General features: G+C 60.8%; 27 protein-coding genes and 1 pseudogene. 16 read left to right on the forward strand and 12 right to left on the reverse strand.

Translation table 11 applies throughout. The features are described 5' to 3' along the window. The first annotated feature begins 18 nt into the window (after window positions 1–18). Genes bufB through AC0Z4S_RS10925 form a run of 3 tightly spaced genes read left to right on the forward strand, consistent with a single transcriptional unit; the run spans window position 19 to window position 2,134 of the window. Window positions 19–906 carry an MNIO family bufferin maturase gene (gene bufB, locus AC0Z4S_RS10915; RefSeq protein WP_485622980.1) on the forward strand — a complete coding sequence of 296 codons (888 nt, stop codon included), beginning with the start codon at window positions 19–21 and terminating at the stop codon, window positions 904–906. Beyond that, window positions 903–1,661: an HvfC/BufC N-terminal domain-containing protein gene (locus AC0Z4S_RS10920; RefSeq protein WP_485622981.1), complete on the forward strand. Its 759-nt coding sequence runs from the start codon at window positions 903–905 to the stop codon at window positions 1,659–1,661. The genes bufB and AC0Z4S_RS10920 overlap by 4 nt, the downstream gene beginning before the upstream one ends. Then, complete coding sequence (locus AC0Z4S_RS10925) at window positions 1,658–2,134, forward strand: DoxX family protein (protein WP_485622983.1); 477 nt, start codon at window positions 1,658–1,660, stop codon at window positions 2,132–2,134. Before AC0Z4S_RS10920 ends, AC0Z4S_RS10925 begins: the two co-directional genes overlap by 4 nt. 98 nt (window positions 2,135–2,232) lie before the next feature. Here the strand turns inward: AC0Z4S_RS10925 and AC0Z4S_RS10930 are convergent, their stop codons facing one another. Next, window positions 2,233–3,147: a LysR family transcriptional regulator gene (locus AC0Z4S_RS10930; RefSeq protein WP_485622984.1), complete on the reverse strand. Its 915-nt coding sequence runs from the start codon at window positions 3,145–3,147 to the stop codon at window positions 2,233–2,235. 104 nt (window positions 3,148–3,251) lie between these two features. Between AC0Z4S_RS10930 and AC0Z4S_RS10935 the strand changes: the two genes are divergently transcribed. From AC0Z4S_RS10935 to AC0Z4S_RS10945, 3 genes are all read left to right on the forward strand, one after another. Beyond that, on the forward strand, window positions 3,252–3,851 hold the full coding sequence (locus tag AC0Z4S_RS10935; protein WP_485622985.1) for a short chain dehydrogenase: 600 nt from the start codon (window positions 3,252–3,254) through the stop codon (window positions 3,849–3,851). Window positions 3,852–3,910: 59 nt separating this feature from the next. After that, the gene (locus AC0Z4S_RS10940) at window positions 3,911–4,564 is read left to right on the forward strand and encodes a COG3650 family protein (RefSeq protein WP_471877263.1); all 654 of its coding nucleotides are present in this window, start codon (window positions 3,911–3,913) and stop codon (window positions 4,562–4,564) included. Window positions 4,565–4,659: 95 nt separating this feature from the next. Continuing rightward, window positions 4,660–6,273, forward strand: coding sequence for an NAD(P)/FAD-dependent oxidoreductase (locus AC0Z4S_RS10945; protein ID WP_485622987.1), 1,614 nt, complete (start codon window positions 4,660–4,662; stop codon window positions 6,271–6,273). A gap of 137 nt (window positions 6,274–6,410) precedes the next feature. Here the strand turns inward: AC0Z4S_RS10945 and AC0Z4S_RS10950 are convergent, their stop codons facing one another. Beyond that, window positions 6,411–7,505 (reverse strand): PLP-dependent cysteine synthase family protein, encoded by a 1,095-nt coding sequence (locus tag AC0Z4S_RS10950; RefSeq protein WP_485622988.1) that lies wholly within the window; start codon window positions 7,503–7,505, stop codon window positions 6,411–6,413. 251 nt (window positions 7,506–7,756) lie between these two features. Here AC0Z4S_RS10950 and nhaA point away from each other — a divergent pair, with 251 nt between their 5' ends. From nhaA to AC0Z4S_RS10985, 7 genes and pseudogenes are all read left to right on the forward strand, one after another. Then, window positions 7,757–8,944 carry a Na+/H+ antiporter NhaA gene (nhaA, locus tag AC0Z4S_RS10955; protein ID WP_485622989.1) on the forward strand — a complete coding sequence of 396 codons (1,188 nt, stop codon included), beginning with the start codon at window positions 7,757–7,759 and terminating at the stop codon, window positions 8,942–8,944. 120 nt (window positions 8,945–9,064) lie between these two features. After that, window positions 9,065–9,334 carry a hypothetical protein gene (locus AC0Z4S_RS10960; RefSeq protein ID WP_329516208.1) on the forward strand — a complete coding sequence of 90 codons (270 nt, stop codon included), beginning with the start codon at window positions 9,065–9,067 and terminating at the stop codon, window positions 9,332–9,334. Further along, a complete protein-coding gene (locus AC0Z4S_RS10965; protein WP_485622990.1) occupies window positions 9,331–10,071 on the forward strand; it encodes an ATPase in 741 nt (246 codons plus the stop codon). Before AC0Z4S_RS10960 ends, AC0Z4S_RS10965 begins: the two co-directional genes overlap by 4 nt. 689 nt (window positions 10,072–10,760) lie before the next feature. Then, a pseudogene (locus AC0Z4S_RS10970) lies at window positions 10,761–11,128 on the forward strand (S-type pyocin domain-containing protein); the annotation flags it as partial. A 165-nt stretch (window positions 11,129–11,293) separates the two neighbouring features. Beyond that, on the forward strand, window positions 11,294–11,500 hold the full coding sequence (locus AC0Z4S_RS10975; protein ID WP_485623125.1) for a colicin E3/pyocin S6 family cytotoxin: 207 nt from the start codon (window positions 11,294–11,296) through the stop codon (window positions 11,498–11,500). A 4-nt stretch (window positions 11,501–11,504) separates the two neighbouring features. Continuing rightward, window positions 11,505–11,762: a colicin E3-like toxin immunity protein gene (locus AC0Z4S_RS10980; RefSeq protein WP_485622991.1), complete on the forward strand. Its 258-nt coding sequence runs from the start codon at window positions 11,505–11,507 to the stop codon at window positions 11,760–11,762. A gap of 8 nt (window positions 11,763–11,770) precedes the next feature. Beyond that, a complete protein-coding gene (locus AC0Z4S_RS10985; RefSeq protein WP_485622993.1) occupies window positions 11,771–12,010 on the forward strand; it encodes a DUF7683 domain-containing protein in 240 nt (79 codons plus the stop codon). Window positions 12,011–12,073: 63 nt separating this feature from the next. Here AC0Z4S_RS10985 and AC0Z4S_RS10990 read toward each other — a convergent pair whose 3' ends face one another. The 6 genes from AC0Z4S_RS10990 to dinG all read right to left on the reverse strand — a co-directional run bounded on the left by AC0Z4S_RS10990 (window position 12,074) and on the right by dinG (window position 20,672). Then, window positions 12,074–12,538 carry an outer membrane lipoprotein gene (locus AC0Z4S_RS10990; protein WP_016771369.1) on the reverse strand — a complete coding sequence of 155 codons (465 nt, stop codon included), beginning with the start codon at window positions 12,536–12,538 and terminating at the stop codon, window positions 12,074–12,076. A 180-nt stretch (window positions 12,539–12,718) separates the two neighbouring features. Further along, a complete protein-coding gene (pdxH, locus tag AC0Z4S_RS10995) occupies window positions 12,719–13,366 on the reverse strand; it encodes a pyridoxamine 5'-phosphate oxidase (RefSeq protein ID WP_485622994.1) in 648 nt (215 codons plus the stop codon). A 24-nt stretch (window positions 13,367–13,390) separates the two neighbouring features. Next, window positions 13,391–14,494 carry an OmpA family protein gene (locus tag AC0Z4S_RS11000; RefSeq protein ID WP_485622996.1) on the reverse strand — a complete coding sequence of 368 codons (1,104 nt, stop codon included), beginning with the start codon at window positions 14,492–14,494 and terminating at the stop codon, window positions 13,391–13,393. Between the two features lie 113 nt (window positions 14,495–14,607). Beyond that, on the reverse strand, window positions 14,608–15,753 hold the full coding sequence (locus AC0Z4S_RS11005) for a serine hydrolase domain-containing protein (RefSeq protein ID WP_485622997.1): 1,146 nt from the start codon (window positions 15,751–15,753) through the stop codon (window positions 14,608–14,610). A gap of 210 nt (window positions 15,754–15,963) precedes the next feature. Next, window positions 15,964–18,432 (reverse strand): beta-galactosidase, encoded by a 2,469-nt coding sequence (locus AC0Z4S_RS11010; protein WP_485622998.1) that lies wholly within the window; start codon window positions 18,430–18,432, stop codon window positions 15,964–15,966. A 95-nt stretch (window positions 18,433–18,527) separates the two neighbouring features. Next, window positions 18,528–20,672 (reverse strand): ATP-dependent DNA helicase DinG, encoded by a 2,145-nt coding sequence (gene dinG / locus AC0Z4S_RS11015; protein WP_101158381.1) that lies wholly within the window; start codon window positions 20,670–20,672, stop codon window positions 18,528–18,530. 99 nt (window positions 20,673–20,771) lie between these two features. Between dinG and AC0Z4S_RS11020 the strand changes: the two genes are divergently transcribed. Further along, on the forward strand, window positions 20,772–21,236 hold the full coding sequence (locus AC0Z4S_RS11020) for a CopD family protein (RefSeq protein ID WP_485623000.1): 465 nt from the start codon (window positions 20,772–20,774) through the stop codon (window positions 21,234–21,236). Window positions 21,237–21,440: 204 nt separating this feature from the next. Here the strand turns inward: AC0Z4S_RS11020 and AC0Z4S_RS11025 are convergent, their stop codons facing one another. The 4 genes from AC0Z4S_RS11025 to AC0Z4S_RS11040 form a co-directional block, all read right to left on the reverse strand. Continuing rightward, the gene (locus AC0Z4S_RS11025; protein WP_485623001.1) at window positions 21,441–22,199 is read right to left on the reverse strand and encodes a collagen-like protein; all 759 of its coding nucleotides are present in this window, start codon (window positions 22,197–22,199) and stop codon (window positions 21,441–21,443) included. Beyond that, complete coding sequence (locus AC0Z4S_RS11030; RefSeq protein ID WP_042608223.1) at window positions 22,192–22,473, reverse strand: DUF1145 domain-containing protein; 282 nt, start codon at window positions 22,471–22,473, stop codon at window positions 22,192–22,194. Before AC0Z4S_RS11030 ends, AC0Z4S_RS11025 begins: the two co-directional genes overlap by 8 nt. A 160-nt stretch (window positions 22,474–22,633) precedes the next feature. Next, on the reverse strand, window positions 22,634–23,356 hold the full coding sequence (locus tag AC0Z4S_RS11035; protein WP_281922763.1) for a PA1041 family peptidoglycan-binding anchor lipoprotein: 723 nt from the start codon (window positions 23,354–23,356) through the stop codon (window positions 22,634–22,636). A 90-nt stretch (window positions 23,357–23,446) separates the two neighbouring features. Next, on the reverse strand, window positions 23,447–24,142 hold the full coding sequence (locus AC0Z4S_RS11040) for a PA1041 family peptidoglycan-binding anchor lipoprotein (RefSeq protein ID WP_024011908.1): 696 nt from the start codon (window positions 24,140–24,142) through the stop codon (window positions 23,447–23,449). A gap of 199 nt (window positions 24,143–24,341) precedes the next feature. On the opposite strand from AC0Z4S_RS11040, the gene AC0Z4S_RS11045 reads away from it, so the two are divergent. Both AC0Z4S_RS11045 and AC0Z4S_RS11050 read left to right on the forward strand, forming a co-directional pair. Further along, window positions 24,342–24,839 carry a DUF6231 family protein gene (locus AC0Z4S_RS11045; protein ID WP_485623003.1) on the forward strand — a complete coding sequence of 166 codons (498 nt, stop codon included), beginning with the start codon at window positions 24,342–24,344 and terminating at the stop codon, window positions 24,837–24,839. Window positions 24,840–24,843: 4 nt separating this feature from the next. Beyond that, the gene (locus AC0Z4S_RS11050; protein ID WP_253499790.1) at window positions 24,844–25,320 is read left to right on the forward strand and encodes a YchJ family protein; all 477 of its coding nucleotides are present in this window, start codon (window positions 24,844–24,846) and stop codon (window positions 25,318–25,320) included. Window positions 25,321–25,354 lie beyond the last annotated feature (34 nt).

A 25,354-nucleotide genomic window follows, 5' to 3' on the forward strand; every position in this document is an offset into this window, starting at 1 on the left:
CCTGCCTGAGTGACGCCCATGTTCAGTCATCACGAACCGTCCCTGCCGCGCACTCAGGCAGCTCGCACCGAGCTCCCTGCCCGCGCCGGGCTGGGGCTCAAGACCGGGCACTTCCTCGAAGTGCTCGGCTGCGAACCGGACCTCGGTTTCTTCGAAGTCCACGCCGAAAACTACATGGTGGCCGGCGGCCCGTTTCATCATTTTCTTGGTTTGATTCGTGAGCAGTACCCACTGTCATTGCATGGTGTGGGACTGTCGATCGGTGGCGAAGGCCCGCTGGACCGCCAGCACCTCAAACGCCTTGCCGAGCTGATCGAGCGCTATCAGCCACAAGCCTTTTCCGAACATCTGGCCTGGTCGAGCCACGGCCCGGTGTTCCTCAATGATCTGCTGCCACTGGCCTACGACACGCCGACGCTGAACCGCGTCTGCGCGCACATCGACCAAGTGCAGAACACCCTGAAACGACCGATGCTGCTGGAGAATCCGGCGACTTATCTGACGTTTGTGCATTCGACGATCGACGAAGCCGAGTTCATCGCCGAAGTGATCAGGCGCAGCGGCTGCGGCTTGTTGCTCGACGTCAACAATGTCTTCGTGTCGTGCGTCAATCATCAACGCGATCCACTGGCCTATCTCGATGCGTTACCGCTGCACGCAGTCGGCGAAATTCATCTGGCCGGCTTCGCTGAAGATTGCGACAACCTCGGCGATCGCTTGCTGATTGACGATCACGGCGCGCCGATTGATCAGGCCGTCTGGGATCTGTACCGGCAAGTGCTGCAACGTATCGGCCCGGTGGCGACGCTGATCGAACGCGACAATCAAGTGCCGGCCTTCGACGTGTTGCTCGCCGAAGCGCAGCAAGCCGAGACGCTATTGCGTCGAGCGGAGCGTGCGGCATGAGCACGCAAGCGGACTTCGCCGCCGCCCTGCTCGATGTGCACCTGCCCTGCCCCAAGGGCCTGGGCAGCCGCAACGGCGCCGATCCGTCGCGGCGTTTCGCGGTCTATCGCAACAATGTGCAGAGCTCGCTGATCAATGCCCTGGCCGACAGTTATCCGGTGGTGCAGCAATTGGTCGGTGAGGAATTCTTTCGCGCGATGGCAGCGATTTTCGTACGCAGTCAGCCGCCAAAAAGTCCGTTGCTGAGCCGCTATGGCGAGAACTTCGCCGACTTCATCGCAGAGTTTGAACCCATCGCCGGCGTGCCTTATGTCGCTGATGTCGCGCGACTCGAGCACTTGCGTACTGTCGCCTACCACGCCGCTGATGCGCAGCCGATCCGGTCTGAACAAGTCAGTGCCGCGCTGGCCGATCCGCAGTCGCTGAGTGAGCTGTGTTTCGAACTGCATCCCTCGCTGCACCTGCTCGACTCCGCTTTTGCGGTGGTGGCGATCTGGGCTGCGCATCAGCAGGAGTCAAGTCTGGCGGGCATTGGCCTCAATCAAGGCCAGCATGCCTTGGTGCTGCGCAACGGTCTCGACGTTGAGGTGTTTGCTCTTGAACCGGGTGCGAGCGTGTTTATTCGTCATTTGCTCGAGGGCTCGCCATTGCTCGCGGCGGCAGAAAACAGCCCGCCGTTCGATCTCGCCCAAATCCTCGCAGTGTTGATTGCGCACAACGCCATCACCCGGCTGAATTACAAGGAGTTGCCATGAACGCTTTTATCCTGCGCGTCATCGCGTTGTTCGAAAAAATCCCACACAGCCTGATTGCTTTGGTCGCGCGTTTTTCCATTGCTGCCGTGTTCTGGAAATCCGGGCAAACCAAGGTCGAGGGGCTGGCCATCGACTTGATTGACGGGACGTTTGAATTGGGCTGGCCGCGTTTGGCCGATTCGACTATTCCGCTGTTTCAGAGCGAATACGACTTGCCGCTGTTGTCGCCGGAATTCGCCGCACACATGGCGGCGTTTGCCGAGCATGTGTTCCCGCTACTGATTCTGCTCGGTCTTGCTACACGGTTTTCGGCGCTGGCATTGCTCGGCATGACCCTGACCATTCAACTGTTCGTCTATCCGGATGCCTACCCGACCCATGGCACCTGGGCGGCGGTGTTGCTGTACCTGATGGCGACGGGGCCGGGCAGGTTGTCGATTGATCACCTGATCACCCGCCGTTTCCAAGGCTGACCTGAAACTGTAGGAGCTGCCGAAGGCTGCGATCTTTTGATCTTGCTTCTAAAAATCAAAAGATCGCAGCCTTCGGCAGCTCCTACACAGGTTCGGTGTCAGCGCTGGAGTCGATCCAGCGCCTCGCCACTGCGCTTGAACCAGCCCATCAGATAATCCGCGAGCACCTGCGTGCGTTTCGGCAATCCGCCCTGATACGGATGCACCAGATACATCGGCATCCGTCGGGTCTGGTAATCGCGCAGCAGCCAGCGCAAGCGGCCGTCAGCCAGTTCCGCTTGCAGCAGATACGATGGCAAACGAGCGATGCCGGCGCCGGTCAACGCAGCTTTTTTCAGCAGGCTGTAATGGTTACTGGCGAAAGGGCCTGACACCCGCACCCGCAGCAGTTCGTGCTGCTGGTGATACAGCCATTCTTCGCGCCCGCTGTAATGGCTGTTGAGCAGGCAACGATGCTCGGCCAGGGCCTGCGGCGTCTGCGGTTCGCCGAAACGTTCAAGGTAGGCCGGGCTGGCGCAGGTCATTTCGTGCCAGGCCAACAGCGGCTTGGCCACCAGCCGCTCGTCATTGGCGACTTCGGCGCGAATCGCCAGATCAAAACCGTCGCGAGACAGATCGCGATAACTGTTGTTCAGCTCCAGCTCGATCTGCACTTCGGGGTATTGCCCGGAAAACTCCAGCAACAGGCCATCGAAGAACGTCTCGCCGAGCGACACCGGAACCGTCATGCGCACGGGGCCGGCCATGTCGTCCTTCAAGCGCGCCAACGCCTGCCGTGCACGTTCGACCTGAACCACCAGTGCCTGCGCCTGCGGCAGCAGCGCGGCCCCCGCCGCCGTCAGGCTCAAACGCCGGGTGGTGCGTTGCAGCAACACCACACTGAACTGCGCTTCGAGCTGGCTGATGCGCTTGGACAACTGGCCCTTGCTACAGCCCAACTGCTGCGCCGCGAGGGTGAAACTGCCGGCCTCGATCAGTACGGCAAACGCAGCAAGGTCATCCATTTCGCTCATGGATTGTTTCCATTTGAAAACCAAAGGTTGCCTATTAGTGCGCTTATCCGCTGAAAAAACCACTCTAGACTGAAACCTCATTCATTCACTTGGGGTACAGCTCGATGAAGATTCTGTTGATAGGCGCCGGCGGCACCATCGGTTCGGCGGTGGACAAAGAGTTGTCGCAGCGTCACGAAGTTATTCGCATCGGCCGCAACAGCGGAGACTTGCAGGTGGATATCAGCGACAGCGAGTCGATCCGCAAGCTGTTCGAACAGACCGGCAAGTTCGATGCGCTGATCTGCGCCGCGGGCAACGTGACCTTCGCAGCGCTGGACGAGATGACCGAAGACAGCTTCGCCCTCGGTCTGAAAGACAAGCTGATGGGCCAGGTCAACCTGCTGCTGATCGGTCGCGAATTCGCCAATGACGGTGCCTCGTTCACCTTCACCACCGGCGTGCTCAGCCACGACCCGATTCGCAGCGGCGCCTCGGCAGCACTGGTCAACGGCGCCCTCGACAGCTTCGTCCGCGCCGCCGCCATCGAACTGCCACGCGGGCTGCGGGTGAACTCGGTCAGCCCGACCGTGCTGACTGAAGCCCTTGGCAAATACGCGCCCTACTTCCGTGGCTTCAAGTCGGTTCCCGCAGCGGACGTGGCATTGGCCTACGCGAAAAGTGTCGAAGGCCTGCAGAATGGTCAGACATTTCACGTGGGCTAAGCCCTTGTGATGAACGGTCAGGCTGCGTAACGTGGCAGCACTTGTCTGGAGAGCCAAAGATGCGTGTTGCCCGTCCGTTAATCCTCGTTGCCCTGCTGCCGTTGTTTGCCGCCTGCCAGTTGTTCGACGGCCAGCGTGAAAGTGTTTCCCATGCCGGGCAGACGCGGATGCAGGGGCAACTGACCGCCGCCGACGGCAAGCTGGTGTTCCAGCCGTGCCAGGATCAGCGGCAACTGGTGGTCAACGACATCGGCGGCACCAGCGTCCTGCAAGAGGCCGCCACCTTGGCCGACGAGCAGGGCAAGTTGTTTGCCGATGTGCGCGGCAAGGTTTCCGGCGACCGCCTCGACCTGGGCCAGTTGTATCGCGTCGAACGCTCGGGCACAGCCTGCGATGACCCGAATTTCAAACTGTTGATCCTGCGCGCCGCCGGCCATGGCCCGGAGTGGAACGTCAAGGTCAGCGGCAAAGGCATGGTCATCGAGCGCGACGGCCAGTCCCCGCTGGCCGTGCCCTATGTGGAAGAGCAACTGGGCGACGGCCGCTTCAATCTCAGCAGCGAAGCCAACAATCAGCGCATCGAACTGTGGGTCGCGCCGCAGCGCTGCCTCGACAGCAGCACCGGCAGCGTGCAACACATGAGCGCCGAGTTGCGTATCGACGGTCAGGTGCAGCGCGGCTGCGGCTATTTCGGCGGCGCGCGCAACGACTGATCGTTTTTCCGCCACGGATCCGCTCGCGGCGGCTTATAATCGCCGCCTTCAAACGCCCTGGCGCAGTTGTGCGCCCCGCGAATCCGGATCCTGCCATGTTACGAATCACCGAACTCAAGCTGCCAATCGACCATCCCGAAGAAGACCTGCGCGCGGCCATCGTGCAGCGCCTGGGCATCGCCAGCGATGATCTGCTCGATTTCACCTTGTTCAAGCGCAGCTATGACGCGCGCAAAAAGTCCTCCGAACTGTGCTTCATCTACACCATCGACCTCAACGTACGCGACGAGGCCCGGGTGTTGGGCAAGTTCGCCGACGACCGTAACGTCAACGTGGCGCCGGATGTCAGCTATAAATTCGTCGGTCAGGCCCCGAGCGATCTCGGCCAGCGCCCGATCGTCGTCGGTTTCGGCCCGTGCGGTATCTTCGCCGGTCTGCTGCTGGCGCAAATGGGCTTCAAACCGATCATTCTCGAACGCGGCACCGAAGTCCGTCAGCGCACCAAGGACACCTGGGGCCTGTGGCGTAAAAGCGTGCTCAATCCCGAGTCCAACGTACAGTTTGGCGAAGGTGGGGCGGGGACGTTCTCCGACGGCAAGCTGTATAGCCAGATCAAGGACCCGAAATTCCTCGGCCGCAAAGTCCTGCACGAGTTCGTCAAGGCCGGCGCGCCGGAAGAAATCCTCTACGTCAGCAAGCCGCACATCGGTACGTTCCGTCTGACCGGCATGGTCGAAAACATGCGCGAGCAGATCCGTGAGCTGGGCGGCGAAGTGCGCTTCCAGGAGCGCGTCAGCGACGTGCTGATCGAAGACGGTCAACTGGTCGGCGTGCAACTGGCCAGCGGCGAAACCCTGCAGTCGAAACACGTGGTTCTGGCCCTCGGCCACAGCGCCCGCGACACCTTCCGCATGCTCCACAGCCGTGGCGTGTTCATGGAAGCCAAGCCGTTCTCGGTGGGTTTCCGCATCGAACACCCGCAATCGCTGATCGACCGCGCGCGCCTGGGTAAATACGCCGGCCACCCGAAACTCGGCGCTGCCGATTACAAGCTGGTGCACCACGCCAGGAATGGCCGTTCGGTGTACAGCTTCTGCATGTGCCCGGGCGGCACCGTGGTCGCGGCGACGTCCGAGCCCAATCGTGTGGTCACCAACGGCATGAGCCAGTACTCGCGTAACGAGCGCAATGCCAACTCTGGCATTGTTGTCGGCATCACCCCGGAAGTCGACTACCCGGGCGGCCCCCTCGCCGGTATCGAGTTGCAGGAACGCCTCGAGTCCCACGCCTTCATCCTCGGCGGCAGCGATTACAAGGCCCCGGCGCAATTGGTCGGCGACTTCATCAACGGCAAGCCGTCGACCGAACTGGGCGAAGTCGAACCGTCGTACAAACCGGGCGTGGCGTTGGGCGATCTGGCTCTGGCGCTGCCGGACTTTGCCATTGAGGCGATCCGTGAAGCCTTGCCAGCGTTCGAGAAGCAGATTCGCGGTTATTCGCTGCACGACGCAGTCCTGACCGGGATCGAGACCCGTACCTCGTCGCCGCTGCGCATTACCCGCAATGAGTCGCTGCAGAGCATGAACGTCAAGGGCCTGTTCCCGGCCGGTGAAGGCGCGGGATATGCCGGCGGAATTCTCTCGGCGGGCGTCGACGGGATTCGCATTGCCGAGGCAGTGGCGCGGGATATGCTCGGCCTGGAAGCCTGACCCCCATAAGCTGACACAACACAAACCCTGTGGGAGCGAGCTTGCTCGCGAAAGCGGTCTGTAATTCAACGAAGTTGTTGAATGTGATTCCGCCTTCGCGAGCAGGCTCGCTCCCACAGTGGTGTCTGCATTTGGCTTTAGATATTCGCGCGCAGCACCGAGGTCGGCAGCGCCTCTCCGCGCTCGGCACTCGCCGCCACCGCTGCAATCAAATCATCCAATTCATACCCCTGCGCCCGCAGCCAATCCTGATCGTAATACGTGTCGGCATACCGCTCGCCGCCATCGCACAGGATCGCTACGATCGACCCCGACTGCCCCGCCGCTTTCATCTGCTGCGCCGCCATCAGCGCGCCGATCAGATTGGTCCCGCTCGACCCGCCGACATGCCGCCCCAAACGCTGCGCCAGATAATGCATGGCGGCCAGCGACAAGGCGTCCGGCACCTTGACCATCGCATCGATGACCTTGGGCAGAAATGACGCTTCCACCCGTGGCCGGCCAATGCCTTCGATGCGCGAGCCGCAGTCCAGACGCAGGCTGGCATCACCGCTCTGATAAAAATCGAAGAACACCGAACGCTCGGCATCGGCACACAACACGCGGGTGCAATGCTGGCGATAGCGCACGTAACGGCCGAGGGTCGCGGTGGTGCCGCCGGTGCCGGGGCTGGAAATCAGCCAGGTCGGCTCAGGGTGCTTTTCGTAGCGCATCTGCTGGAAGATCGATTCGGCGATGTTGTTGTTCGCCCGCCAGTCGGTGGCGCGTTCGGCGTAGGTGAACTGGTCGATGAAGTGACCGCCATGCTCACGCGCCAAGCGCTCGGATTCGGCATAGATCTGCGTCGGATCCTGCACCAGATGGCTTTGGCCACCGTAGAAGGCAATCTGGGCAATCTTCTCTTTCGAGGTGGTCGCGGGCATCACCGCGATAAACGGCAAACCGAGCATGCGCGCGAAATACGCTTCGGAAATCGCCGTCGAGCCGCTGGACGCTTCGATCACCGGCGCGCCGGGTTTCAACCAGCCGTTACACAACGCGTAAAGGAACAGCGAACGGGCCAGGCGATGCTTGAGGCTGCCGGTCGGGTGGCTGGATTCGTCCTTGAAATACAACTCGATGCCGACAAAACCGGGCAGCGGCAAAGGGATCAGGTGGGTGTCGGCGCTGCGCTGGAAGTCCGCCTCGATGATGCGGATGGCTTCGCGGGCCCACTGTCGGTTGTCGCTCATGGTCTCGTTTCTCATTGAATCGGACGGGAGATGGGTCTCCTGAAAAAGGTCTTGCGCAAGCTTAGGAAATATCCTGCAAGCGGCAAAGATACAGCTGAGTCTCAATGTGTCATGCAACTGCTAGGCTCAGTGCTGCTCGAGCCAGACAGCTTGTAACGACATATAACAAAAAAGAATATAACTTTTGTTTTAACAACTAACGGTACGGGTTAGGGTAGCCCACCTTTTTCACCAATCGATGGAGAGCAACCTTGCCTCTGCGTAGCACTTTCACGCGTTTCTTTCAGTTGGAAGCTGCCAGCGGTCTGTTATTGATCGCCGCAGCCATCCTCGCCCTGATCATCAACAACTCACCGCTGTCGTGGCTGTACACCGGCCTGCTCGACACCCCGGTGGTGGCGCAGATCGGCGCGTTGAAAATCGCCAAACCCCTGCTGCTATGGATCAACGACGGTCTGATGGCGATGTTTTTCCTGCTGATCGGTCTGGAAGTCAAACGCGAAGTGCTCGACGGCCAGTTGTCCAAGCCCTCGCAGATCGTCCTGCCCGGCGCAGCGGCGATCGGCGGCATGCTGGTGCCGGCGCTGATCTACTGGTTCCTCAACCGCGACAACCCCGCCGCCCTCAGTGGCTGGGCCATTCCGACCGCCACCGACATCGCTTTCGCCCTCGGCGTATTGGCGCTGCTCGGCAAGCGCGTGCCGGTGTCGCTGAAATTGTTCCTGATGACCCTGGCGATCATCGATGACCTCGGCGCCATCGTCATCATCGCGATTTTCTATTCCGGCGAACTCTCGACGCTGTCGCTGGGCCTGGCGGCGGCCTGCATCGCCGCGCTGGTGGCGATGAACCGGCTCGGCGTGGTCAAGCTCGGGCCGTACATGATCATCGGTCTGATCCTCTGGGTCTGCGTGCTCAAGAGCGGTGTCCACGCCACATTGGCCGGCGTGACCCTGGCTTTCTGCATTCCGCTACGCACGAAAAACGCCGAGCCATCGCCGCTGCTGACCCTCGAACACGCGCTGCACCCATGGGTCGCCTACGGCATCCTGCCGCTGTTCGCCTTCGCCAATGCCGGCCTGTCGCTGAGCGGCGTCACTGTCGAAAGCTTCACCCACGACGTACCGATGGGCATCGCCATCGGCCTGCTGCTGGGCAAAACCATCGGCGTGTTCGGCCTGACCTGGCTGGCGGTGAAGATCGGCATCGCCGCCCTGCCCCAAGGCGCCAACTGGGGCCAGATCCTCGGCGTGGCAATCCTCTGCGGCATCGGCTTCACCATGAGCCTGTTCGTCGGCTCGCTGGCCTTCGAGCCCGGCGTGAGTGATTACGCCGGCATGGATCGCATGGGTATCCTCACCGGCTCGATTCTCGCGGCGCTGATTGGTTATGCGGTGACGGCGGCGGCGAGTCGCAGGGGCACGATACAAACGTCCTGAGGTTTATTGCGGCCAATGGCATAGCCCCTCAACAGACGAGGGGCTTGGCTCCAAGCCTTGCAAATGTGCTATATCTTGCGCATCAAACAGCCATCTACTCAGCACAGCTTGGAGTCATTCATGTCGCGCAAAGCCGAAAAACGCCCATTGACTGACGATCAGATTGCCGTTCAGGAGTCGCGAATTCCTGACATCGCTCTAAAGGCCTTCAGCAACGCCTATAAAATGGCACTTGCAAACGGCGCAGCGGTGCTTGTCGCTAAAGATGGTCAGCTGCTTGAAGTGACCGAGAAGACTTCCATCGTTTTGCGGTCGATTGGCGCCTACGGCAATCTGAAAAGCGGAACGCGTCTGCACATCAAAAAATCATCAAAACAGGTTACTTCTTGAGCACACCGAGAATACGGATATTTGCGGGACCGAACGGATCCGGGAAAAGCACATTCAATCGACTTGTCCCTGCGCATCTGCTGGGCAACTACATAAATCCTGACGACATCGAACGCTCAATCAAAGATACCGGATATTTTGATTTCACTTCTTATCGCATCGAAGCACACAAAGCCGAGCTGTTCGACTTTCTACGTGCTCACCCCCTTCTGAAAAAATCGCCTCGTTCGCAGGCAAAGCTTGATGACCTCGCAATTGACGGAGTCCGGCTCAACTTTTCGAATACTGAAATCGACTCGTACGTGGCGTCAGCACTCTGCGACTTCATCCGTAGATCGCTGATAAAAGAGCGCATCAGCTTTACTTTCGAAACCGTCATGTCCTCCGCAGACAAAGTCAGCCTTCTCGCTGAAGCGAATAAATCCGGCTATAGGGTCTACGTCTATTACGTCGCAACAGCGGACCCGCAGATCAATATTGCGAGAGTTGCATACCGCGTTTCCCGAGGCGGGCATAACGTTCCTGCTGAAAAGATTGAGGCTCGATACTGGCGATCTCTAGAGCTTTTATCCGAAGCTATCCTGACCTCCAACCGAGCCTATATCTTCGATAACTCTGATGAAGGCAGTGAAGGTCTGACGCAGATAGCTGAAATTACGGATGGAGAACTGATCGAAATCAAATCCGACACTCAGCCGCCGTGGTTCAAGCAGTTCGTGCTGGATAAATTGCTTTAGATTGGTTCTAAAATCATTTTGCCGATTGGTTACGCTGAATGTGAATAACAGACAGCCCCCCGCTCTCCGTGATTACCTCGCCCACGTCGAACAATCCCCACGTCTTTAGCGACGCGTCCTACAGCCGCGCTTTCCCCGCTTCGATAACGTCGTGCAACTCCTTTCGAGGGGCTGTCGATGGTGAACGAAGGGACGATCAGTGGCGCGGTACAAGGACATTCCCCGGGTGCAAAACCCACCGGAGGGCGACGGACATCAAGTTACGTGGCGGTATATGACGGCCGCCGAACTGGCCGCGCGCGAAGCCGGGCAAAATGCCTACGATGCGATGCTGGCGCGGCAGGAGGCTTTCGAGCGCAGCCGGGAAGTGGCGGCGAAAAAACCTGAAGCTGTCTGTGCGTGCCGGGTGCGTATTCGCCAAGTCCTGCAAGTTGCCGGATGCGATCATCGATTACAGCAATCCTTCCGGCATGGTCCCGACCGACAGCCTGAAGGATTACGGCGAGCTGATTCTGCTCGGCGCTCGCGAAGCCGACCCAAGCGGCGGCATTCCTCTCAAGAAAATCAGCGCCAACGCCATCCCGGTCGGGTTCGGCAGTCTGGCTTTGGCAGGTTCGGCTTTCGAAGCGCTGCCGGCGCTCGTCTCCAGTGCCGCAGCTGCGCCTTTGCTCGGGCTGGTTGCGCTGCTGATGCCGTCCAGCCTGGGCGACAGCGCGCTCTATACCGACGAGCAACTGAGCACACTCAAACAAGCCCGAACCCGCGTGCGCCTGCGCGTCGAGCAACAGGCCGATGGCAGCCTAAAGGGTTACGGCTTCTACACCGGCAAGAACCGCGATTGGGAAATGGTCGATGTCGTGCAGTTCACTGCACGCGGCGACCGGTTCGTTGCCGATCTGGGTGAAGGCGTCGAACTGCTCTGGACACCGGCGGTGGATGGCTCGGACATCCTCGGCATTCCAGCACTGGAGGCCGCACCGCAGGCACCGCATATCTGGTCTATCCACCGACGAAAGCGGCGGATGGAATTCTGGTGAATCCGGTTTATCCGCCGGAGTATCGGGATTTTATTCTGGTGTTTCCGATGGGGTCGGGTGTTAAACCTCTCTACATCGTAATCAACGAGGCGCGTAAAGGTTTAGCGGCCGCAGGACATAGCTACCATAAAGCTCCCAGAACTGAAGAAATCACTGCGTTCCCCGGTCTGAAGATCGCAAAAAAAATGAATCCGGTACAAGGCGGTGGAGGACTTCGAAAACGATGGACAGATGCCAAGGGCAAGAGAATTTACGAATGGGACTCAATGCACGGTGAACTGGAAGAATATCGTGCAAGTGATGGAGCCCACTTGGGAGCGTTTGACCCGGCGACAGGGGAACGACGAGAAGATCCCAAACCTGAGAGAAGCATCCGAAGGAAATACTTGTGAGGTAATGATGGGACTGAAAATAGTTTTGGAGTGGTACCACAAGAGAACCGCCATTGGCCAAGGCGAGGAATTTTCCAACGATTTAGGCGACGATGAGTCCGTACTAAATGCATTGGGGATCCCAGTGGAAAACAATATAAATAATGGCGGATTCGATGTCCTAGGACACTGGGTGGACATTATCCAGCCTTTTTTTCAACACCCTATCGCCATTGACATATACGACTATCAAATTGCTTTTGAGTACAGCGACAACTGGTAATGCTTCACATGATCTACGTCATTGAGGCTTTCGACAAAACGACTGACCTTCTCGTATTCGAGGAAAAAATTCCGCGCGGACATGATGAAAAAATAAAACTCATCATGGGTTGGACGGAAGAACAATGGGGCTGGGAAGGGTACGATCTTGAACGGCATCAGCTTGAAGCGTTGGAGAAATTACTCGCCAAAAAAGTTCATGACCCTATGTGCTTTTTCCAGCTGACGTGTAACCTGCGCACGCAGTAAATATAAAAAACCCCGACCAGTCTCCTGATCGGGGTTTTCTTTACCCCGCTTCCCGCTTCCCGCTTAGTGCGATACGCGGCTGGTTCCGCCAACGGTGGAAATCCGTACCCGCTCGCCAACGCGGAACACTTCATTCTCCTGAACCTGCTGCACATAGGCGCGCATGCTGCCGTCGTCTTCGCGGACGGTGATTTCCACGCCCTGGGTGCGGGTCAGGCCTTCTTCGGTGGCCGAACCGAGCAGGCCGCCAGCCACTGCGCCGATGACCGCAGCGACGATGCTGCCCTTGCCGCCGCCGATGGCGCTACCGCCGACGCCGCCGACCACTGCGCCTGCTGCGCCGCCGATCGGGGTTTTGGTGCCTTCGATTTTGACCGGTCGCAGGGATTCGATGGTGCCCATGCGAATCGTCTGCACACGACGCGCTTCGTCACGGGAGTAGGAGTCGCCGGTGAGGCTCGATTGGCAGCCGGTCAGCAACATCGCCATCGTGGAAAAGGAAGCAACCAGCAGAACAGACTTACGCATAGCATCAACTCCAAAAGAACATGTGTTCATTAAACTCCGTGGCCTGGCGTCTGTCACGACACCCTCCGGATAAAATTGGCTTCCATTCAGGCTGGGTACAGATGCCCGCGAGCGTCCACTCAAAGTAGCGCGAAATCACCGATCCTGCGCTATTGCCCTTCATCCCGCTCGGTAGACTGCTCAGGGTGCCAGTCGTTCAAGAATCCACTCGGTGCCCTTCAGGCGGTAATTGAGGCGATCGTGCAGGCGGCTCGAACGGCCCTGCCAGAACTCGATGCGCTCGGGCAACAAGCGGTAACCGCCCCAATGTTCCGGGCAATGCGGTTGGGAGTCGCTGAAGCGCTGCTCGGTGGCCTTGAGCAAATCTTCCAGCTCGCCACGACCGTTGATGACCCGGCTCTGCGGCGAGGCCCAGGCGCCGAGGCGGCTGCCCAGCGGACGCACCTGATAATACGCGTCGGACTCTTGCGCCGTGACCTTGACCACCCGCCCTTCGATGCGCACCTGGCGCTCCAGGGTGGGCCAGAAGAAGGTCATGGCAGCAAACGGGTTGGCCGCCAGATGCTGGCCCTTGGCGCTGTCGTAGTTGGTGAAGAAGGTGAAGCCCTGCTCGTCCAGGCCCTTGAGCAACAGAATGCGGCAATGCGGACGACCGTCGGCATCGACCGTAGCCAGGGTCATCGCATTGGCTTCCACCGGCGCCTGCTCGGTTTTCACCGCATCGGCGAACCACTGATGAAACAACGCAAACGGCTCGGCCGGGGCTTGCGCCTCGGTCAAACCGTCACGGGTGTAATCGCGACGCATATCGGCCAGAGCCTGGGTCATGGCGGATTCCTTTTCGTTAGCGGATCACTTCTTCGCGGCGTCGGCTGCGGCGACTTTCTTGTCGGTCGCGGCGGCTTTGGCTGGCGCAGTCTTTTTCGCCGCAGCCTTGGCCGGAGCCTTTTTCGCTGGAGCCTTGGCGGCAGCTTTCTTGGCTGGCGCCTTTTTCGCCGCCGGCACAGCGGCTTTTTTCGCAGCAGGCGCCGGGGTAACCGGCTTGGCCACTGGTTTGACGTCTTGCACAGCGACCATCGTTACCGGCTTCGGCGCTGGCATGTTGTATTTGCTCAGCAGTGCCACCATGGTGTTTTGCGGAGTCACCAACAGTTCGACACGGCGGTTCAAGGCGCGGCCCTCAACACTGTCGTTGGCCGCACGCGGCGCTTCCGAACCCATGCCGCGCAGCATCAGGCGATCACGCTGCAAGCCGCTGAGGCGGAAGATTGCCGCCACCGATTGCGCACGTTCCTGGCTCAGCTTGATGTTGGCCGGCGCAGCGCCGCTGGTGTCGCTGTGACCGAGCACCAGCACCGCCGTTTTCGGGTCGGCTTCGAGGATTTTCGCCACGCGAGTAAACGGGCCAAGAGTAACCGGCAGCAGCATCGCCGGGCGGTCCGGGTTGAACGAGCCTTCGACCGGCGCCGTCACCACCAGTACGTTGTCGCGACGCTCAAGTTGCAAATTGCTGTCCTTCACCGCTTCACGCAGACGCGGCTCGTAGTCGTCGAGCCAGGCCTGAGTGACCTTCGGATCCGGCATCGGCACGGCTTTGACGGTTGGCTGGTCCTTACCGCCGAACGGCCACCACCATTTGCCATTGGACTCGGCCTCGGCTTTGGCCACCTCGACCGGTTTGGCGTCAGGTTTGACCTCGGCTTTCAGATCAGCCTTGACCGCTTCATCGCTGGAACCGAACGGCCAGTACCACGGGTTGCTGCTCTCGGCTTTGGCCACTGGCGCGGTCGCCGCCGGTTTCAACGGAGCCGGGGCCGGAGCCGGATCTTTGGCCGCGACTTTGTCGGAGGAACCGAACGACCACCAGCTGCCGCCATCCGCATCGTTTTTCGGGGTCTGTGCGCAACCGGTGATCGCTACACACAGGGCCAGGGCGAGGGTCTTTTTAGATGACATTGAAAATCCACAAAATGAAGTAATGAAAAATCAGAGCACTTTCGCCCGGATAAACAGCCGTTTTGAAACGAAAATCCCTTCGAGGTTCCGACCCTGGAACCTCAGTCGAAGCTTTACAGACAAGTGGCAAGCACCCGCGCCAGCTTTTGCGCACGCGGATCCATCAAAACGTAAGGCCCCAGGGTATTTGTCACGAAACCGAAGGCGACATCGCGCTCGGGATCAGCAAAACCGATCGAGCCGCCCGCCCCCGGATGGCCGAAGGCGCGCGGGCCGAGGCCGTAGGTGGCGTTGGCCACGTCCGGCTGATCGAGCATGCAGCCAAGACCGAAACGGGTGCGGGTGAGCAAGGTCTTGTCGTCGCCGAGGCTGTGCTCGCGGGTCAGCTCTTCGAGCATCTCGCTTTCGAGCAGACTGCCGTCAAGCAAGCCAGCGTAGAACCCGGCGAGGCTGCGCGCGTTACCGTGGCCGTTGGCCGCCGGTTGCTGCATGCGGCGCCATTCCGGCTTGTTGGTGCTGGTCAGCACTGACGGCGGATTGGTGAAGGCGCGGGTAGTCATGGCAGTCGGTTCGCGCATGGTCACTTGCAGCAGGCGCTGAGCCGCGGCGTCGCCGGCGTTGCCCTTGCCACGGGCGATATGCGCCACGCGATGAAACTCTTCGTCGGCCAGGCCCACATGGAAATCCAGGCCCAACGGTTTGGCGACCCGAGCGACGATCGACTCGCCCGGCCCACGCCCGTCGGCGCGGCGCAGCAATTCGCCAACCAGCCAGCCGTAAGTGATCGCGGCATAACCGTGACCGGTGCCCGGCGTCCACCACGGTGCTTCGGCCGCAAGGGCGTCGACCATGGTTTGCCAGTCGTAAAGGGCTTCAGGGGCGAGCAGTTCACGCAGCGCCGGCAGGCCGGCCTGATGGCAGAGCAATTGGCGCAGAGTTACTGATTCTTTGCCGGCGTCGGCGAATTCCGGCCAGTAGCGGGCAACCGGGGCGTCCAGTTGCAGCTTGCCTTCGGCGACCAGTTGCAGCGCGGTGACGGCGGTGAAGGTCTTGGTGCAGGAGAACAGATTGGCGATGGTGTCGCTGTGCCAGGCTTCGGCGCCGTCCTTGTCGGCGGTACCGGACCAGAGGTCGAGGACGGTTTCTCCACCGACCTTGATGCACAGGGCTGCGCCGCGTTCCTGGGGATCGTCGAACAGTGCGGCGAAAGCCTCGCGCACCGCTTCGAATTGAAGCTCGTAATGTCCCTGAATCTGCACCCGCAACTCCCCCGCGAAAACGCTCTACAAAGTGGTCCGCATTGTTCCAGCCCTTGAGGGATTTGGGAACAGGCGCGGGCCAGACGGTTGATCGGCAATTTGTGTTGATCCCTTCGCGAGCAGGCTCGCTCCCACACTGGATCTCAACAGCAGCGAAGATCCCCTGTGGGAGCGAGCCTGCTCGCGAAGAACGATAACGCGGCCTGAAACCTAGTGACCATTCCCCGAATGCCCGCCCGCCTGCGCAGCCCCCGCCGCTTTGCCAGCCTCGGCCTTGCGCCCGCCTTCAGCCTCGGTATTCGGCGTTTTCTGCGCCTCCTTGCCCAACTGCTCCAGCGCTTGCAGGTTGCTTTTGCGCACTGCCTCGACAAATCCCTGATACGGCAGATCGGTGACGCCGACCAGTCCGAAATGGCCGTTCTCGCCGTCGAGCAACCGCCCGGTAACCGGTTGGTCGAGATACTGGAACCAGTGCACGCCGACAATCGACGGTTCGCTCAGCGCCTGTTTGATGAATTTGGCATAGGCCGGGCCGCGATCTTCTTCCTTCGCCAATTGCGTCACGCCGCCCCAGAACGGGCCGCGGTCGGCCGAGCCGAAGTTGAACTCGGTGATCAGCACCGGTTTGTCCAGCGCTGCCAGCGCGGCGAAGTCGTAACCGTCCTGCGGCTTGAGCGTGTACATGTTGAAGCTCAACACATCGCAATACTGCGCGCAGGACGCCACGGCCTCAGGCGTGCTGATAGCGAAGCGACCGCCGAGGAGCATCTGGTTCGGCGCGTGCCATTTCAGCGAATCGGAAATGGTCTTGAAATAGGTGTCGGCGAAGACCTTCTGGAAGTATTTGAAATCCGCTTCGATCTCCGGGTGCTCAGGATTGGGCAGCGGCGGCACGAAGCCCGGGTCTTCCATCAATTCCCATGCCGGCAGCTCGATGCCCCAGGCCTTGGACAGCCCGGCCTGATTGCGGTACTTGTCGCGTAGTTGCTTGAGAAAGGCGCGTTTGGCCGGCACGTCGGTGGTCATTTTCAACGTCCCATAGGCCAACGCGTAGCGAGCCTTCGGATCGTCACCGGGACCGGCCCAGGCCAGTTCGTTGTCGGCGTAATAACCGATCAGCCATGGATCGTCGCGGTGATCGCGGGCGGCAATGGCTACGGCGCGCTCGGTGGCCATGGCGAAACGCGGATCGAACGGGTCCGGCATGCCGCCCCACCAGTCGCTACCGGTGCTGATGCTGGCGTAATCGCCGACGATCGACAGCGGCAAGGTGTACGGCACACGTTCAGCGTCTGCCAGCGACGGCGCGCTCCAGTTGCCAACCGTGTTGAAACCCCAGGCTTGCAGCCGATCGAGGGTATGGCGGGTCCAGCGTTCTTCATCAATCGTAGCTGTACACGGAGCGGCTTGCGCGCTGGACGTTTGCACCGCGTCGGTCTGCGCCGCTTCGGCGATACCTGACTTCGGCTCGGCAGGCGCCGCCACAGACTCAGCCGCCTGCACCGAACTGGCCTCAGCCGCGCCCGCCTTCGCCGCTTCGGCGATCCCGGCCTTGTTGTCGCTGTCCGCCTTGCACGGTTCGCCGTACAGGCGTTGCAGATTGGCGCCATAGAAGTCGTACCAGCGGCCGTTGCCGTAGCCACGGCCCTGATCGGCGCCGTTGCCGCCACGGTTGTCACCCTCACCAAAATGCGCAGCCAGCGGGTCGTCGTTCTTCGGCAGTGATTCGAACATGTATTCGCGACCAGCCACGTAGGTCTGGTTGACCTGCGGGCTGACTGTGTTGACACCCAGCGAGTAGAACGGATGGCCTTCGGGGGTTACCAGATACCAGCGGCCATCGCGTTTTTCTGTGCGGAAGAACCCGCTGGCCTTGAACGCCGGGCCTTTGTTCCAGCCGCCGAATTTATCCAGCGAGGATTTCTCGCGCTCGGCCAGCCAACTGTTCAGTTGTTGCTGCTCCTTGCTGGCGGCGCTTTTCAGTTGCTCATCGCTGCTGACTTTTTCCGGCCATTTGCTGCGGGTCGACTGCCCGTAAGCATCGAGCAAATTGCCGTACACGGCCTGGGTCACCGACTCGCCGTCCTGCACGCCGAAACGCTCGAGCAACAGGCTCTGCGCAACTTTCGGCTGATCCATCGACAGGCTCACCGAAACCACTTGGCTGCGGTCGATCTCGCCCGTGCTGCTGGCCAGCAGGATGCGCTGACCATCAACGGTCATCGGCATCGGCGGTCCGGCTTTCATGCCCTGACTCAGCGGCGTCGAAGCCACCAACGGCACCAGCAAGGTTTGCGCGGGGCCGGCCGGCAGATCGACGCGGCTGACCAGCGTGCGGCCATCGTTGCTCTGGATCTGCACATAAACCGTCACCGCCCAGTTCATCGCACTCTGCAGACGCAGGCTCATCATGCCGGACTGCGACCAGTCCCAGGCGCCGGTCTGTGGCGTCAGGCGCAAGGTGGGCCGGGCGACCGGGTTGAACGTCACCCGACGCAGCACTTCACCTTCCGCGGTCTGTTCGGCATTGGCCTGCGGCAGGTCGGCGTTTTCCGTGGCGACCTTGACCACGTCGGCCGGGCGCACGAAATTGAACAGCGTCTGCTGACCGGCGGGCGCGGCCAGCAACGGCGCGGCGAAGAACAAGGCGAAAACAGCGGGCAACGAACGGCGGATCATATGAACGGAGTTCTCCCTAACGACCAGTCAAGGCCAGTGGAAAAGCAATGGCAGAGAGATAGACAACGCGGCGAGCCAATCGGCCCACCCGTGTCTCAGGATATTTCACGACGGAAAGGAGGCAACGCATTGAGGATCGCCTTGCCGTAGCGCTGGGTGACCAGCCGCCGGTCGAGCAAGGTGATGGTGCCGCGGTCTTCTTCGGTGCGCAGCAGACGGCCGCAGGCCTGAACCAGTTTCAGCGAGGCGTCGGGCACGGAGATCTCCATGAAAGGATTGCCGCCGCGCGCCTCGATCCACTCCGACAACGCAGCCTCGACCGGATCGTCGGGCACCGAGAACGGAATCTTGGCGATCACCACGTGCTCGCAATAAGCTCCCGGCAAATCGACACCTTCGGCGAAACTGGCCAGCCCGAACAGCACGCTGGAATCACCGCCATCGACCCGCGCCTTGTGCTTGTTCAGGGTTTCCTGCTTCGACAGGTTGCCCTGAATGAACACTTGTTTGCGCCAGTCGCGGTCGAGGCCGTCGAACACGTCCTGCATCTGCTTGCGCGAGGAGAACAGCACCAGCGTGCCGCGCGAACCTTCGACCAGATCCGGCAGTTCGCGAATGATCGCTGCCGTGTGGGCGGCGGCATCGCGCGGGTCGGCCTTGAGATCCGGCACGCGCAGTACGCCGGCATCGGCATGATGGAACGGGCTCGGCACCACCGCTGTGACGGCTTTTTTCGGCAGGCCGGCACGCATGCGGAAGCGGTCGAAAGTGCCCAGCGCCGTCAGCGTCGCCGAGGTCACCAGACAGCCGTAAGCGACGTTCCACAAGCTGCGACGCAAGGTTTCCGCAGCCAGAATCGGGCTGGCGTTGACCTCGATGTCGAACAGCGAGCCGCTTTCGGCCAGGGTCAGCCAGCGCGCCATTGGCGGGCTATCTTCCGGGTCCTCGGCGGTGAAAGCTGTCCACAACTCCCAGTTGCCGGACGCACGGGACAACAGGCTGCCAAACAGCGGATACCATTCTTCGGCCTGGTTGCTGGCGATACCAATGTTGACCTCGCCATCCATGCCTTCCTTGAGCAGGTCGGTCAGGCGTTGGAACAGGTCGTTGAGACGGGAAAAGCCCTTCTTCAGCTCGATACCCATCTCGCGCATGTGCTCGGGAATCACCCCGCCGACGAAGCGATGACGCGGGCGCTCGCGGCCTTCGACGTCTTCGCCGGGTTTGAAATCGGCGATCTGCTCGCACGCGGTGAACATGAACTGCTGCTGGGTCTTGATCTCCCGCGCCAGCTCCGGCACCTGCTCGATGAGCTTGCCGAGATCGCCGGGCAGCGGATGCTGAGCGAGCAGTTTGGTGAGGTTCTTCGCGGTGGTTTCCAGCCAGTCGGCGGTGGAGCGCAGGCGCGTGTAATGGGCGAAGTGGCCGATGGCCTTGTCCGGCAGGTGGTGGCCTTCGTCGAACACGTAAATGGTGTCGCGCGGATCCGGCAGCACGGCGCCGCCGCCCAGCGCCAGGTCGGCCAGGACCATGTCGTGGTTGGTGACGATCACGTCAACCTTGCCCATGCCTTCGCGGGCCTTGTAGAAGGCGCACTGGCCAAAGTTCGGGCAATGCCGGTTGGTGCACTGGCTGTGATCGGTGGTCAGGCGCGCCCAATCGGCGTCTTCCAGCGCGTTCGGCCAGCTGTCGCGATCGCCGTCCCACTTATTGCCGGCGAGCTTTTCGATCATGCTGGTGAACAGCTTCTGACTGGCCTCGTCGACTTCGATCTTGAAGCCTTCTTCTTCGAATAGTTGCGCGGTGGCGGTTTGCGCGTGGCCTTCCTGCAGCAGCATGTCGAGCTTGGACAGGCACATGTAGCGGCCACGGCCCTTGGCCAGGGCGAAACTGAAATTCAGCCCGCTGTTGCGCATCAGGTCAGGCAAGTCCTTGTAGACGATCTGCTCTTGCAGGGCGACGGTCGCGGTGGCGATCACCAGACGCTTGCCGGCCAGTTTCGCCGTGGGAATCGCCGCGAGGCTGTAGGCCACCGTCTTGCCGGTACCGGTGCCGGCTTCCACCGCGACAATCGCGGGGTCGCCGCTGCGCCGGCCTTCATCGTCGGTGTCGATATCTCCGAGGACTTTGGCGATTTCAGCGATCATCAGGCGTTGGCCATAACGCGGCTTGAGGCTCTTGGCCTCTAGAAAACGCGAATAGGCGCCCTGGATCGTGGTTTTGAGTTCAGTGCTGATCATTGAGTGTCGGGCGCTAAAAACGCTGGATAAATTTTCAGTAGTTTGGTTCGCCGGCTATCATACCTGCCTAATCGATCCTGCGCAGAACGGAGTGCCCGAATGACACCTTTTAGCCTCGTTTATCCCCTGCATGTCCTAGCCGCTCTGGTGTGGGTCGGCGGCATGTTTTTCGCCTGGATGGTCTTGCGCCCCGCGGCTGTGAAGGCTCTCGAGGGCCCCGCTCGCCTGACCCTGTGGGTGGAAGTGTTTCAAGGTTTTTTCCGTTGGGTCTGGGTGGCGGTGATCCTGTTGCCGATCAGCGGCGTGGGCATGTTGCATCTGCAGCAGGTCGGATTTGAAACCGCGCCGAAGTACGTGCAGGTGATGATCGGTTTGTACGTGGTGATGACCGCGCTGTTTATCCGCATTCAGGGGTTGATGCTGCCGGAGTTGCGCAAGGCGGTTGAGGCGAAGGATTGGCCGGCGGGGGCGGCGGTGCTGGGGCGGATTCGGCGGGTGGTGGGGCTTAATCTGCTGGTTGGGTTGGTACTGGTGGCGGTGGCTGCGGCTCGGCCGATATTCTGAAGATTGGGGACTGAAATCAAAAGCCCCTCACCCTAGCCCTCTCCCGGAGGGAGAGGGGACTGATTGGGGGATATTGAGGCGTTACGCCGACTTGAAAGATGTGCGCTGAATCCATAATCGACTGGTTTTTTCAGGTCGACGTTCAACTCACGACACCTCGGTCGGCCCTCTCCCTCCGGGAGAGGGCTGGGGAGAGGGTAGCTGTTAGAGACGTTGCACGGTAACCGAACCCGCCGCCCCCACCGGCCCCGGCTGACCATCCGCGCCGGCCTTGCCGTTCTTGCCGCCATCGGCGCGGTACACCAGGCAGCCCTTGGACTTGCCGCCCTTGCCTGCTTTGCCACCGACACCCGCCGGGCCACCGGCACCGCCAGCCACGTTAACCTTGATCAGCTCGGCAGGAAAATCCCGTGGCACGGCCAGGCGCACCAGCGCCCCCGGCGCGCCCGGCTGGCCATCGCTGCCGCCACTGCCATCGGCCCCGTGGCCGGCCGAGCCATAGGTGCAGCCCGGATCTTCACCGTTGCCGCCGTCGAGCCCGACGAAACCCGGCGCGCCGGTGCCGCCACGGGCATCGACGGTCAGTTGCGGCGCGGTCAGGGCCTGAAATTGCAGATTCAGATTGCGCCCGGCGCGGGCAGCTTTTTCATAAGTGCCGGGGGCGCCGCGTGCGGTGATCTGGCTGCCGTCGCTCAATTCAGCGCGCTTGACCTTCAGCTCCAGAGCCTGCTCGGCCGGAACGATGGCGATGCGCGCTTCATGGCCAAGGCGCAGTTCATCGATGTTCAATTCGGTCACGTTGGAGGGGATCAGCAAGGTGCCGTAATCGGCGACTTCCAGCTTCTCCAGTTGCAGAGTGCTGGTGGTATTGGGCAAGCGCATCAGCGAATTGCTTTGCACGTTGACCACCTGGGCGCAGGCCAGTGGACTGATGAATGCAGCGAGCAGGCAGAGTTTACGCATGGGAAGAAGCCTCCGGAGCGGCCGGGGCCGGGATGGTTTGCAGATGGAAAACGCCGAACAACAGAATGCGCCCACGATCACGCCAAGGATGCGGACGCCCCTTGAGACTGCGATTGCACAGCAGCACTTCGAGTACATGAATCAGCAACAACAGAGCGCCGGCCAGATTGACCAGCAGATGCAGCGGATGGACGAACGGCACCAGTTGATTGGCCAGCACCACGCAGCAGAACAGCAGGGTCAGCAAACGCCCCAGCCCCCAGAACACCTTCATACGCTCCCCCGTGTTGCGAATTATTCTTTGCACGCACAGTACCGGCTTCTGCGGGGGATAAGCCAGAGGGAAAAATGAAATTTCCACAAACACCGGGTAAAAGGCTGCCGAGCCGATGATTTTGGCCCGGCAGCTCTAGCCTGCGGACTACAGACCTTTCCTAGCGATTGATGTGCAGCTCGACCCGGCGATTTTCCGCGCGGCCTTCATCGCTGGCGTTATCGGCCACCGGTTCACTCTCGCCTCGTCCTTCGCTGGTGAGCTTGTTCGGCGCCAGTCCCTGACTCAGCAGGTACGCGGCGACACTGCTCGCGCGGCGTTCCGACAATGCCTGGTTATAGGCGTCGGAGCCTTTGCTGTCGGTATGTCCGATGACTTTGATGCTGACCACATCGGCGTTGCGCAGCTTCTCCATCAAGGTGTCGAGCTGGGCTTTTGCCGCAGGGGTCAGATCGGATTTGTCGAAATCGAACAACACGTTGCCAGCATCGCTCAGAGTGATCACTTCGGTTTGCGGCGCCGGTTCGACCGGTTTTACTGCGACCGGATATTGCGGCCGCGGGCAGCCACGGTGATCGACTTCGGTGTTTTCCGGGGTGTCCGGGCAGCGGTCGCGGCGGTCGAATACACCGTCGCTGTCTTCGTCGCCATCCTGGGCGTAACAGATCAGGCCACCGGTGACGATGCCCAAGGCCGCGCCACCACCGGCCCAGCCGGCGCTTTCAATGGCGCCAAGACCGCCGCCGACCAGGCCGCCAAGCAGGCTGCAAATCGGCCACGTACGTTGATTGAGGGGGGCGGTGCCATCGCTGTGAGTGGCACAACCGGTGAGCAAGCTGCCAAGCAGCAGCACCGGCAAGACGGACCTTGAGAAAACACGCATTTGTGAACGCTCCTGTGTACCGGCCCATACCGGTTACTCAGGAGTAAAGACCCGCATCCGCGACTGCACAAGCCGCGGATGCGAGAGGGGCTAGCGGACGATTTTGATTTCGGTGCGACGGTTCTGCGCGCGACCATCGGCCGACTTGTTGTCAGCGACAGGCTGGCTTTCACCAAGGCCCGACACCGAAACGAAGCTGGCACGCGGTACGCCCTGCTGGATCAGGTATTCCACCACCGAGTGCGCACGCCGATCCGAGAGTTTCTTGTTGTAGGCATCGCTGCCGACACTGTCGGTGTGACCGGTCACGGTCAATTGTGCGGTGGAGGATTCCTGTTTCAGGCGATCGGCGACCTTGTCCAGCACTTGCTTGTCAGGGCCGGTCAGCGTGGCTTTGTCGAACTCGAAGTGCACATCACGAATCACGATGGTTTCTTCCTTGACCACAACCGCTTCTTCGACCACTGGCGCAGGGGTTGGTGGCGGGCAACCGTCAGCGTCGACCTGCACGCCTTTTGGCGTGCCCGGGCACTTGTCGCGACTGTCCGGCACGCCATCGCCGTCTTCATCGCCATCACCATGCACCCAGCAATAAGCCGCCGCCGTACCGCCGACCAGCAGCGCACCGTAACCGGCCCACGAAGCGCTTTCCGTTGCACCGAGACCGGCGCCGACCACGCCACCGACCGCCGCACAGGTCGGCCAGTCGGTTTTCTGCAAACCTGCACAACCAGTCAACACACTGGTTAGCAGAACCAAGGGTAATGCTGTCCGAACTATGCTCATCTAGTTTTCTCCTGAGGGATCGGCTTAAAACCGATTCAGGGAGTAAAGACCGGAGTTTTAATCTCCGCCAGCAATAGGCCACCGCTGTTTGCGACCGTGTTCACAGGGGTTTGCCACATTCAGCGCAAACCAACGCAACCGGGCGCTTTGCCGCCGCAGTCTGGCAGGCTAGTCTTGGCGGTCTGACTGAGGAGCTTCGATGAACGTCGCCATTTCTTCGCGCACGCCACAACAGGCGCTGGCCGCTTTGCTGGATCGCTACGCCCCGGCCCGTCTGCTGCTGATCGGTGCCAGCGAGTTTCCCGCCTTGAGCGCTTTCAAGGACGCGCATCCAGATACCATAGTCGCCCATGCCGCGCCCGGCGCATTGCCCGCCGAACTCGCCGCGCAACGTTTCGATCTGGCGCTGGTGGTCGATTGCCTGGAACATTTGCCCAAGCGCGATGGCCTGAATCTGTTGGGCGGGATCCGCAATCTCAACGCCAGTCGCATCGCGGTGCTGGCCGATCTTGCGGCCAGCGGCTGGCAGGAAACCGATTTCTATTCGCTGGCACTGCAGGCCAGCGAGCGTTTCCAGCGCGACGCGCAGGTGCTGACCCTGTTCACCTACGATCTGCTTGATTACAAACAAGTCCCCGACTGGCTCAACTCACGCTTCTGGGCCAATCCGGAAAACTTCGGGAAATACTGGTGGTAATGCAATGAGTACAGCCATTTGCCCATGCGGCAGCGGCAATCTGCTGGATGCCTGCTGCGGCCCTTATCATGACGGCCACCCGGCACCGTGTGCCGAGGCCTTGATGCGCTCGCGCTACAGCGCTTATGTGCTGGGCCTGGTCGACTATCTGGTGGCGACTACCCTGCCCGCGCAACAAGAGGGTTTGAACCGACAATCGATCAGTGACTGGAGTGCGCAGAGCACCTGGCTCGGCCTTGAGGTTGAAAGCTCGGAAGTGTTCGGCGGCCAGCCGGAGCACGCTTTTGTGACCTTCACCGCGCGCTGGCATGACAGCCAGGGCGAGCACAGCCATCGCGAGCGCTCATCATTCGTGCAGAACGCCGGACGCTGGTATTTCATCGATCCGACGGTGCAGATGAAACTGGGGCGCAATGACGGCTGCCCTTGCGGCAGCGGGCAGAAGTTCAAGAAATGCTGTGCGGGTTATTTCGGCGCTTGAGCTGAAGATCAAAAGATCGCAGCCTTCGGCAGCT

The organism is Pseudomonas sp. 1L-B-1-E-C1, from assembly GCF_057291835.1.